General features: G+C 68.0%; 12 protein-coding genes. 3 read left to right on the top strand and 9 right to left on the bottom strand.

The features are described from left to right. The 7 genes from NWF34_RS24955 to NWF34_RS24925 all read right to left on the bottom strand — a co-directional run. Positions 1–640 (bottom strand): transposase (locus NWF34_RS24955; protein WP_375295709.1); only part of this gene is annotated, 640 nt, incomplete at its 3' end. A gap of 119 nt (positions 641–759) precedes the next feature. Continuing rightward, positions 760–1,227, bottom strand: a complete 468-nt coding sequence (locus NWF34_RS24950) for a hypothetical protein (RefSeq protein ID WP_096273810.1) — start codon at positions 1,225–1,227, stop codon at positions 760–762. A 102-nt stretch (positions 1,228–1,329) separates the two neighbouring features. After that, positions 1,330–2,286 carry a tetratricopeptide repeat protein gene (locus tag NWF34_RS24945; protein ID WP_191834994.1) on the bottom strand — a complete coding sequence of 319 codons (957 nt, stop codon included), beginning with the start codon at positions 2,284–2,286 and terminating at the stop codon, positions 1,330–1,332. Positions 2,287–2,345: 59 nt separating this feature from the next. After that, positions 2,346–3,596, bottom strand: coding sequence for an MFS transporter (locus tag NWF34_RS24940; protein ID WP_258326379.1), 1,251 nt, complete (start codon positions 3,594–3,596; stop codon positions 2,346–2,348). Then, entirely contained in the window at positions 3,597–3,911 is a 315-nt protein-coding gene (locus tag NWF34_RS24935) for a thiamine-binding protein (RefSeq protein ID WP_191834899.1), read from the bottom strand. 15 nt (positions 3,912–3,926) lie between these two features. Further along, a complete protein-coding gene (locus NWF34_RS24930) occupies positions 3,927–4,322 on the bottom strand; it encodes a DUF3817 domain-containing protein (RefSeq protein WP_024499500.1) in 396 nt (131 codons plus the stop codon). A gap of 70 nt (positions 4,323–4,392) precedes the next feature. Further along, a complete protein-coding gene (locus NWF34_RS24925) occupies positions 4,393–5,595 on the bottom strand; it encodes an acetyl-CoA C-acetyltransferase (protein WP_191834898.1) in 1,203 nt (400 codons plus the stop codon). Positions 5,596–5,680: 85 nt separating this feature from the next. Here NWF34_RS24925 and mce point away from each other — a divergent pair, with 85 nt between their 5' ends. Beyond that, positions 5,681–6,175 carry a methylmalonyl-CoA epimerase gene (gene mce, locus NWF34_RS24920; protein ID WP_191834897.1) on the top strand — a complete coding sequence of 165 codons (495 nt, stop codon included), beginning with the start codon at positions 5,681–5,683 and terminating at the stop codon, positions 6,173–6,175. Between the two features lie 228 nt (positions 6,176–6,403). Beyond that, on the top strand, positions 6,404–7,357 hold the full coding sequence (locus NWF34_RS24915; RefSeq protein ID WP_191834896.1) for a hypothetical protein: 954 nt from the start codon (positions 6,404–6,406) through the stop codon (positions 7,355–7,357). 7 nt (positions 7,358–7,364) lie between these two features. On the opposite strand, the gene nucS is transcribed toward NWF34_RS24915, so the two are convergent. Beyond that, positions 7,365–8,048: an endonuclease NucS gene (gene nucS / locus NWF34_RS24910; protein WP_191834895.1), complete on the bottom strand. Its 684-nt coding sequence runs from the start codon at positions 8,046–8,048 to the stop codon at positions 7,365–7,367. Between the two features lie 49 nt (positions 8,049–8,097). After that, positions 8,098–9,531: a glutaminase A gene (gene glsA / locus NWF34_RS24905; protein WP_191834894.1), complete on the bottom strand. Its 1,434-nt coding sequence runs from the start codon at positions 9,529–9,531 to the stop codon at positions 8,098–8,100. Between the two features lie 141 nt (positions 9,532–9,672). Between glsA and NWF34_RS24900 the strand changes: the two genes are divergently transcribed. After that, positions 9,673–10,539 (top strand): universal stress protein, encoded by an 867-nt coding sequence (locus NWF34_RS24900; RefSeq protein ID WP_024499495.1) that lies wholly within the window; start codon positions 9,673–9,675, stop codon positions 10,537–10,539. Positions 10,540–10,709 lie beyond the last annotated feature (170 nt).

The following is a 10,709-nucleotide window of genomic DNA, read 5'->3' as shown; positions in this document are numbered from 1 at the left end:
CGATGTGGTCGAACCGGTCGGGACACTGCAGGTCGTATTTGATGGTCTTGAACAGCGATTCGGAGAACGGGTTGTCGTCACTGACTCGGGGCCGGGAGAACGAGGCTTCGATCTTGGCAGCCTGCAGGGCGTCGAGCAGATCGCGTGAGCGCATGATCGCCCCGTTGTCGGCGTGGAGCACCTGCGGGGCGCCGTAGCGGGTGAAGGCGGCGGCGAACATGTCGACTGCCAGGGCGGTGTCCTCGACGTGCTCGATGCGCCAGGCGACCGGGTAGCGGGAGAACACATCGATCACCAGGTACAGCTTGTAGCGCTGGCGGGATGGTCCTTTGAGTTCGGTGACATCCCAGGACCACAACTGCCCCGGCGCCGTCGCTACCGCTTTGGGCGCCGGGCGTGCGCACCCGCCGCCGTGCCTGCCTTTGCGGCGATCACCGGTCATCTGTTCGGCTTTGGCAATGCGGTAGAAACTGCTCTGCGAACACGGCACCCGACCGGCATCGAAAGCCCGCCAATAGGTTTGGCACACTGACAGCTCGGCGTATTGCTCGTCTTCGAGTACCGCTCGTGCCTGGGCACGCTCACCGGCAGTCAATGCCGCCGGCTGTTGGCGGGCGTGCTGCGGGACCGGATCGGTCACCGGTGTGTAGTGCCGATACCGGCGAGTGAGGCGATAAAACGTTGCCCGCGGCAATCCCGCCCACACACATGCCGCCGCGATCGTCATCCCAGCTGCGGCCAACGCGATGACCGTCTCGACTAGGACAGTCCTTTGCGGTGCAGCCACTGCTGGTACTGTTCGGCGCTCATCAACGCCGGTGGGATCTGCTCCTCCTCGCTCGTCGAGCTCGCGGTGATCCCGTCCATGAGCTCGATAGCTTTTCCCATGATCTCTTGAATGGCTTCGGCCTGTTCGACCTTCTTACGTAGCCGTTGGTTCTCAGCGCGTAACCGCGCCAACTCGGCTCGTTCCTGAGCATCCACCCGGCGCGATCCTTTCGACTTGAGTGCTGCCGACACCATCGACACCTCAAAGTCTCCCCGATCACGGGCGTGCAACCAGCCCCGCACCGTGGCCCGCGACAGAGCATGCTCGCGCAGCAACCGGGCACGGCCACCGCGCTCCAGCGTCGCCGCATCCCACAACTGCAAAAACTCGACCTTGAAACCAAGCGGGTAAGACCGCTGCCCATTCGGGGTTCGGCCGACCTCGACACTGATAGTCATCACACATTCCGATCCCCGCACACCCCGCCAGGTGTCTCACAAACAGCCTGACAGGATGCGTCGGAGGGTGCTGGATTTGCCGAAAAAGGGTGGGTGTGCGGATCAGTAAAGCGCGCTCGCCAGCTTCCGTCGAGCAGTCACGACGAAGGGCTCCGCCGGGTCGAAGAGCTCGAACAGTTCCAGCAGCCGTGTCCGGGCGCGGGTGCGTTCCTCGCCGTTGGTGACCCGGACGACGTCGATGATCCGGTCGAAGGCCGCCTCGGGCTGTTGGGACAGCAGCAGGACGTCCGCGGCCGCGAGCTGTGCGTCGACGTCGCGCGGGGACGCGGTCTCGACGATGTTCGGGTCGTGGGCCTGCGCGCGCAGGATGAACTCGAGGTTCCGTGCCGCCGACGCCGCCTCGACGTTCTCGGGTTCGGCTTCGGCGACGGCGCGATACGCGGCAAGTGCCCCGTCGAAGTCGCCGTCGTTGAGCTTCTCCTCGGCGGCGATCATGCGCGGATCGGACTGCTCCGGCTCGGGGGCCGCATCCGCGGGTGCGTCCGGGAGCGCGTTGCCGACCTGGGCGAAGATCTCGTCGATCCAGCTGGTGATCTCGGCCTCGGACCGGACGCCGTTGAACGCGGTGACCGGCTGCCCCTGCACGATCGCGACGACCATCGGGATCGACTGCACCCGGAACGCCTGCGCGATACGGGGATTCGCGTCGACGTCGACCTTGGCGAGCACCCAGCGACCGCCGGACTGCGTGGCGAGGCGTTCGAGGACCGGCGATAGCTGCTTGCACGGCCCGCACCATTCGGCCCAGAGATCGACGACGACGAGCTGCTGCATCGACCGGTTGAGGACCTCGGCCTCGAAGGTCTCCTCGGTGACGTCGATGACGCTCGCACCGGATGCCACGGGCGGCGCACCGGGAGGCGGTGTACCGGGTTGGGCACCGTCGGATCGATCGGACTGGGCCGGGTCTCGCTGTGCCTGCGCGCGCTGGGCTTGGGCGCGTTGAGCTTCGGCCCGGTCCTTGATCCCGCCGAGATCGACGGCACCGGTCATGGCCATGGCGGCAGCAGCCTGCTGACGGGCCGCCGCGGCGGCCTGCTGACGATTGGTTGGTCGCGTCACCCCTCTAGTGTGGCACGACCACCCGGGTGCGACGACCGAGGTTCGCTCAGCGCGGACACCGGTCGTTGCGGCGGACGGACGACCCCGGCGAGGCACACGGCGAGCAGAAGCGCGGCAAGTGCCGCGAGCAGGCCGGTGTTCAGAGATGTTCGGCTGCTGATGAACCCGACGACGGCGGGTCCGGCGAGCATTCCGAGGTATCCGCATCCGACCACGACCGAGATCGTCCGGCCACCCGCGGAATCGGTGAGATTTCCCGCAGCGGTGAAGATCTGCGGGATGAGCCCGGCGAGTCCGACACCGAAGACCGCCCAGCCGACGACGGCGAGCGCAGGCACCGGCGAGACGATCGCGATCGCCATGCCGACGATGCCGACGAGTGCGCCGACCCGCACCACGCGGACCGCACCCACCGAGGCGACCACCGGATCGATGACGAATCGCGAGACCGTCATGGTCGCGCTGAAGGCGCCGAAGGCGATCGCGCCGATCGCCTCACCGGTCCCGTAGCTCTCGACGACGTGCAGCGCGCTCCAGTCGTAGGCGGTGCCCTCGGCGAGCATGAGCCCGAAGGCGACGATCGCGAGCAGGACGAGTCGTCGCCGGTCGATGCCGTCCCACCACGTCGATCCCGACGACGATCCCGACGAGGTGTTCGTCGACGTCGTCGGCGACTCGTCGCGCCCGGCGAGACCGCGCGCGACCGCGGCGACGACCACCAATCCGGCGACGGCGGCACTCGCGACGGTCGGCACGACCCCGACGTCGGCCCACAGAGTCGCCGCCACCACTCCAGAGCCGAGGAGGCTCCCCGAGGAGAACCATCCGTGGAACGACGACATGATCGGCCGGCGGTAGGCACGCTCGACGGCCACCGCCTGGGCGTTCATCGACACGTCCAGGCACCCGTTGGCGAAACCGAAGGCCGCGAGGGCGGCGCCGAGAGTGAGCGTGTCGACGGCCAGGACCGGGGTGACGATGACCGCCGCGAGTACAACCGCAGCGGCGACGGTGAGCGGCCGGGAACCCCAGCGGTCGATCAGCGGACCGCACACCTGCATGCCCACGAAAGCGGAGCCGCCCAGGAGTAGCAACAGGCCGCCCAGTTCGTCGTGGCCGACGCCGGTGCGGTCGCTGATGACCGGGATGTGCGCCACCCACATGGCGGCGAGAAAGCCGTTGAGGGCGAAGATCGAGGCGACCGCCCGCCGGGATCGGCGAGGTTCGGTCGTCTGGGGCACCTGCACTCAGGCGCCCGAACCCAGGTGGCGTTCCACCCGTTCGACCTTGCCGGTCAGTTCGTCGGTGTGGCCGGGACGGATGTCGGCCTTCAGCACGAGGCCGACGCGCGGCGCATGGGCGGCGACGGCCTCGGCAGCGGCCTTGACCACCGCCATCACCTCGTCCCAGTCGCCCTCGAGATAGGTGAACATCGAGGTGGTCTGGTGCGGGAGTCCAGAGGACCGCACCACCTCCACGGCGGCCGCGACCGCCGCACTCATCCCGCCGTCGGCGTCGACGGCGGTTCCGCCCGAGGGCGTGAGGCTGAATGCGACGATCAATGGATCACGTCCGGATCAGGCGGTCGCCTGCTGGGGTGACCGGCCGGCCGAGAGTTCGGCGAGGTGGCCGTTGCGCTTGGCCCACCACTCGAAGACGATCGTGCCGAAGGGCGGGACGCTCGATGCGAGCGCCAGCAGCGTCACGATGGGGATCCCGATGCGGCGTCCACCCAGGGGCAGCTCCCACTTCACGGCATTCCACTTGAGCTGGAAGGCCGTGATCAGGGCGACGATCACGAAGATCACGAAGACGGCGCCGTGGGTGGCGCCGGGCAGCGCGATGGCCTCGGGGTCGTCGTTGACACGCTTGAGGATCATCCCGACGATCAGCCACGCCCAGGTGATGGCTTCCGCCACGGCGACGAAGCGGAAGCGCTTGGCGGGTGTGGTCAGGTCGAAGAAAGACAGCATGTTCCCCATTGTGCCTGCCGGCGGAGACTTCTACGACAAAGTGTCGTAGAAGTCTCCTTCAGCGGATCTCTCAGGCCTTCGGGACGCGGATGATCAGCGCATCGCCCTGGCCGCCGGCACCACACAGCGCGGCTGCGCCGACGCCGCCACCGCGACGCTGCAGCTCGAGCGCGAGGTGCAGGGTGATACGGGCGCCGGAGGTGCCGATCGGGTGGCCGACGGCGATGGCGCCACCGTTGACGTTGACCTTGTCCGCGTCGACGCCGAGCTGCTGGGTCGAGGCCAGGCCGACCGCGGCGAAGGCTTCGTTGATCTCGATGAGGTCGAGGTCGGTGGGGGCGATGCCCTCGCGGTCGCAGGCCTTGAGGATCGCATTGCCCGGCTGCGCCTGCAGGCTGGAGTCCGGTCCGGCGACGACGCCGTGGGCACCGATCTCGGCGAGCCAGGTCACGCCCAGCTCCTCGGCCTTGGCCTTGCTCATCACCACGACGGCGGCAGCGCCGTCGGAGATCTGCGACGAGTTGCCCGCGGTGATGGTGCCGTCCTTGCGGAACGCCGGTCGCAGGCCCGAGAGCGACTCGGCGGTGGTGTTGGCGCGGATGCCCTCGTCCTCGGCGAACTGGATCGGGTCACCCTTGCGCTGCGGGATGGAGACCGGCACGACCTCGTCGTCGAAGACGCCGTTCTTCCAGGCGGCGGCGGCGAGTTGGTGGCTGCGGGCGGCGAATTCGTCCTGCTGCTCGCGGGTGAAGCCGTCCTTGTCGTTGCCCTGCTCGGTCAGCGCCCCCATCGGCTGATCGGTGAAGGCGTCGTGCAGGCCGTCGAAGGCCAGATGGTCGACGAGTTCGGTGTTGCCGTACTTGAAGCCGCCGCGGCTGCCCGGCAGCAGGTGCGGGGCCTGGGTCATCGACTCCTGGCCACCTGCGACGACGACGTCGAACTCCCCGGCGCGGATCAACTGGTCGGCGAGCGCGATGGCGTCGATACCCGACAGGCACATCTTGTTGATGGTCAGGGTCGGGACGTGCCAGCCGATACCGGCCTTGATCGCAGCCTGACGAGCCGGCATCTGACCCGCCCCCGCGGTCAGCACCTGGCCCATGATGACGTACTGGACCTCCGAGGCCGGGACCCCGGACTTCTCCAGTGCACCCTGGATCGCCACCGCACCGAGGTCGACGCCGCTGAAGTCCTTCAGCGAGCCCAGGAGGCGGCCGAAGGGGGTGCGTGCGCCGGCGACGATGACCGTGGTGTTGTCGGCATTCGGGGACATGAAACGAACCTCCGGGGGGTGTGTTGCAGGGGAGCTACCGAGCGCCCGCTCTGTGCGCTCTTGGGCTCAACGCTACCGTTGTCTCATGTCTTCCCCAGCAACTGACCCCAGCACTCCCGCCGCCGCTCCCCAGGGCGCGACCGCACTGATCTCCGATCTGGTCGTGGCCATCGACCACGTGGGCATCGCGGTTCCCGACCTCGACGCCGCGAAGAAGTGGTACGCGACGCATCTCGGCTTCGAGACGCTGCACCAGGAGACCAACGAAGAGCAGGGTGTCGAGGAGGCCATGGTCGGCCCGGCGGACGGTGGCACGCTGATCCAGTTGCTCGCCCCGCTGAACGAGTCGTCCACCATCGCGAAGTTCATCGACCGCAGCGGCCCCGGCCTGCAGCAGCTGGCGGTGCGCGTGACCGATGTGGACGCCGTCATGGCCCGCCTCACCGAGGCCGGCGTGCGCGTCCTCTACCCCGCCGCCAAGCGGGGCACCGCGAACTCCCGGATCAACTTCGTCCATCCCAAGGATGCGGGCGGCGTCCTGCTCGAGCTCGTCGAGCCGAGCGCCGACGCCGCACACTGAGAACCGACCGCCCGGCCCGAACCGAAAGCCGTTCGGGCGCTTACTGAATTCCTCCCCGTTCACTCCCGGCCGGCATGCCGGGACGAACGCCGGCGCCGGCGCGTGGACGCCCTGTTGGATGTCCACGCACCGCCGCCGGAGGCCGTGTCGCCGAGAACGCCGAGACCGGCACCGAGCCTGAGTCCGACCGCGCTTCAGGGTCCGGCCGTCTCCGATACACTGGCCCGCATGCCAGGTCCCGCACGGCAATTGCCCTTCGCGATCGTGATGCGCGGTTATGACCGTGAGCAGGTCGCCGACCATCTTCAGCGACTCGACGCCGAGCTGCGGGTTCTCGCCGCGGATCGCGACGCCGCCACCGCCAACGCACACGAGCTCGCCGCCCATCTGGAAGAGGCGCGCGAGGAGATCGCCGAACTCCGGCGCGAGATCGACAAACTCTCGGTACCGCCGACCACCGCGCAGGGTATGAGCGAACGTCTCTCGCGCATGCTGCAACTCGCATCCGACGAGGCTTCGGAGATGCGTGCCGAGGCCTCGGCCGAAGCCGCCGAGACGCTGTCGATCGCCCGTCAGGAGGCCGCCGACATGCGATCGGATGCGGCCGCCGAGGCCGAGCGGGTCCGCAGCGAGGCGCAGGCGGCGGCGAAGAAGCTCGTCGACGAGGCCTCTGCGCGCGCCCGACAGGTCAAGGAGACCGCCGCGGCCAACGAGTCCGAGTCGGCGCGTCTCATCGCCGAACGCACCGCGGCGATGGAGGCCGAGCACACCAAGACGATGAAGGCGGCCGCCGACGAGGCCCGCCGCATCGTGGAGAAGGCGAAGTCCGAGGTCGCCGAGCTGGAGGCGATCAGCTCCCGCGAACGCGCCGCCGAACGTGAACGCCACGACGCCGAACTCTCCGACCAGCGCGAACGGGCCCTCGACGAGGCCAATCACATCCGTCAGACGGCACTCGACATCGCCGGCGAACGCCTGAGCCGGTCCCGCGAGATGGCCCACGCGGCCGACCGTGCCCGTCAGGAGATCGCGGCCAACTTGGGTCAGCTCCGCGACAAGCTCGACGAACTGCCCGAGTTGCTGGCGCAGCCGGAGGACTCCGAGTACACCGTGCTCTCCGACACCGACGACCTCGAACTGCTCAATCGCAAGCTGTCGCCGGAAGCCCGCGCCAACGCCTGAGCGGAGCTCAGAAGAGTCGGAACTCCGTGCTCTCCGCACCGCGCAGGGCTTCGTAATCCAGCACGAGGCAACGGATTCCACGATCCTCGGCGAGCGTCCGCGCCTGCGGCTTGATCTGCTGTGCGGCGAAGACGCCGGCCACCGGGGCCAGGGTGGTGTCGCGGTTGAGTAGTTCCAGGTAGCGCGTCAGCTGCTCGACGCCGTCGATCTCGCCGCGGCGTTTGATCTCGACGGCAACGGTTCCGCCCGCGGCGTCGCGGCACAGCAGATCGACAGGCCCGATCGCCGTCATGTACTCGCGGCGGATGAGGGTGTGGCCGGCTCCCAGCGTCTCCACGTGTTCAGCGAGCAGTTCTTGCAGATGCGCCTCGACGCCGTCCTTGACCAGACCCGGGTCGATGCCGAGTTCATGGTTCGAGTCGTGCTCGATCGACGCGATGGTGATCCGCAGTTCCTCACCGGCCTTGTTGGTGACGACCCAATACGCCTCCGCCGCGGTGCCCTCGGGCACGGCGGCCTCGGTGAGCCAGCACGGCGGGCTCATCCAGTTCAGCGGTTTGTAGGCGCGGTCGTCGGCGTGCACGCTCACCGAACCGTCCGACTTGATCAGCAGCAGGCGCTTGGCCAGGGGCAGATGGGCGGTCAACCGCCCGACGTAGTCGACCTGACACTCCGCGATGACGAGACGCACGAGCCCACCCTAGGGCATCGGCCGCGGCGAACTCACGCGCCCGCGCCGCTCACTGATCGTAGTAGTGCTTCAGCATGAAGGTCTCCGCGTCGATGACGGCATCTTCCATCGTCGCGTGCACGTGTGGCAGCGCCGGATCGAAGCCCTTCAGGTCTTCCGGGGCGTCGAGGTCGGGTGCGGTGCCGTCCGCGCGATGGCGGATCACGCTGGCCCGCACCACGCCGTCGGGGTCGACGAGTGCGGCTCGGCGGCCACTGTCGTCGAGTAGCCGCTTGATGCTGAGGACCATCGTCCGCGCGACCGCATCGATGACACCGATCCGCGAGATCTCCACGATGACCACCGTGTAGCGGTCGATGTCGGCCTCGAGGCGGCGCTGCACGCTCTCGGCGCCGGCGAACGTCAGGTCGCCCTGGAGTTCGTAGACACGGATCTTGTCGCGGCAGGTCCGGAGGTAGCTGCGCTCGCGTTCACTCCATTCGGCACTCACCGGGGTGTCGGCCAGGTCGTAGACCGAGCGGATCGTCACCCGGCTCTCGCGGGTCACGTTGAACATGTGCAGACCGAGGTCCTTCGACAGGTGCCGGCACGTCTCGACGCCGCGGACGCTGTTGCCGTGCTCGTCGAGTCGCGGCGAGTACACGCCGATGCCCAGCTGTCCGGGGAGGACTGCGAGGATCCCGCCACCGACGCCGCTCTTGGCCGGCAGTCCGACCGAGGTGACCCAGTCCCCCGCCCCGTCGTACATGCCGCAGGTGGTCATCACGCTGAGCAGACGCTGCGCGATCTCGGAGGAGAAGACCATGCGGCCGGTGCGTGGGTTCAGGCCACCGTTGGCGATGGTTGCGCCGATACCGGCCAGATCCTCGGTGGTCACGCGGATCGAGCACTGCCGGTAGTAGAGGTCGATCGCGGCGTCCGGATCGGTCTCGAGCGCACCGAAGCTGTCGAGCATGTAGGCGATCGCGCGGTTGCGTGACCCCGTGGCCGACTCGGAGGTGTACACCTCGTCGTCCATCGTGAGCTGCCTCCCCGCGCAGCCCGAGTAGAAGTCGAGGATCTCGGCGAACGCCGCCTCGACGTCTACGCGACCCACGTCGCGGGAGGCCGGGAGCAGCATCGACGCCGCGAAGATGGCACCGGCATTGATCATCGGGTTCTTCGGACGGCGGCGATCGTCGACGCTGATCTCATTGAAGGCCTCACCGGACGGTTCGACGCCGATCTTGGCGTCCACCGCGGTCACGCCGTGCCTCCGCAGTGCCATCGCATAGGTCAGCGGCTTCGACACCGACTGGATGGAGAAGGTCTCGGCGGAGTCCCCGTGCGAGTACGTGTATCCGTCATGGACGCACAGAGACAATCCGTATCCCTCGGGGTCGACCACCGCCAGTTCGGGGATGTAGTCGGCGACGCTACCGGACCGGTCGTCGCGGACTTCGTCCATGATGTGACGGAGGTAGCCGTCGACGAGGGATTCCATGGCCCAATCTAAGCGTGTCCTGGGGCGATCGGGTAGCCGACGCGATGGGGAACGCCGCGAGGAACTCAACAACGGTGAATCGGGCACGGACGTGACTAGGCTGGGCCCAGTGAGATCGCCCCGAGACAGTTGGGAGCACCGATGAAGCTGCTCGTCGCATACATCGCCACCTCCGGGGGCGAAGACGCGGTGTCGTTGGGTGCGTGCCTGGCACGCACATTCGACGCCGACCTCGAGATCTGCATCGTCATCCCGCCGGAACCGGCCGGTGCCGACGACGCGGTGGAGAGACTCTCCGACGCCCTGGACAGCGCGGCGCGCCGCTGGCTCGACGAGGCGGCCGCACGTCTCCCCGATGACATCGAGACCACGACGACGATCGCCGAGCACGCCAATCCCGCCGAGGGACTCATCATCGAGGCACGACGCACCGCCGCCGACATTCTCGTGATCGGCGGAGCCGGCGGTGGGATCCGGGGCCGCCACACGCTGGGGACGGTCGTCAACGACATCCTGCACGCGTCGCCGATCCCGGTGGCGGTCGCGCCGCCCGGGTTCGCGCATCTGGGCGCCGACGAGGTTCGTGAGATCACCGTGACGATCGGGGACCGGCCGGGAGCTCCGCTGTTGTTCGAGACCGCGATCCGCAGCGGTATCCGGGCGCACCGGCCCATCCGGCTGGTCTCGATTCTCGCGATCGACGACATGCAGCCCTGGCGGAACGTCCCCGAGGACGCCGCGATCGAATCTGCCCGACGACATGCTCAGCGCACTCTCGATGAAGCGAGAAAGCAATTGCCGGAGCATTTCCCGGTGACGTCGACCGTCGCCCAAGGCGCGACGATCGAAGAGGCGATCGGGGCGCTGGAATGGCACGACGGTGATGTGGTGATGGTCGGGTCGAGCAGGCTGGCCGCCCCGAACACGTTGTTCCTGGGCACCACCGCCGCGAAGATCTTCCGAGCGGTATCGGTACCGATGATCGTCGTGCCCAAGGGCTCCGACTGACAGCGCTCCCGAGCCCACTCTTCTGCTGCGCGAGTTCGTCGCAAGTCCGTGAAATGCACTGTGGCCCTTCACGATTGGTGTCGTGAAGGGCCACAGTGGAAGTTGTGTTCGGCGGTGTCCTACTCTCCCACACTGATTAAGGTGCAGTACCATTGGCGCTGGAGGGCTTA

This window comes from Gordonia sp. GONU, from assembly GCF_024733855.1.
Taxonomy (GTDB): Bacteria; Actinomycetota; Actinomycetes; order Mycobacteriales; family Mycobacteriaceae; genus Gordonia; species Gordonia amicalis.
The sequence above is the reverse complement of the archived record's forward strand: the minus strand, read 5'-3'. Positions and strand labels throughout refer to the sequence as shown.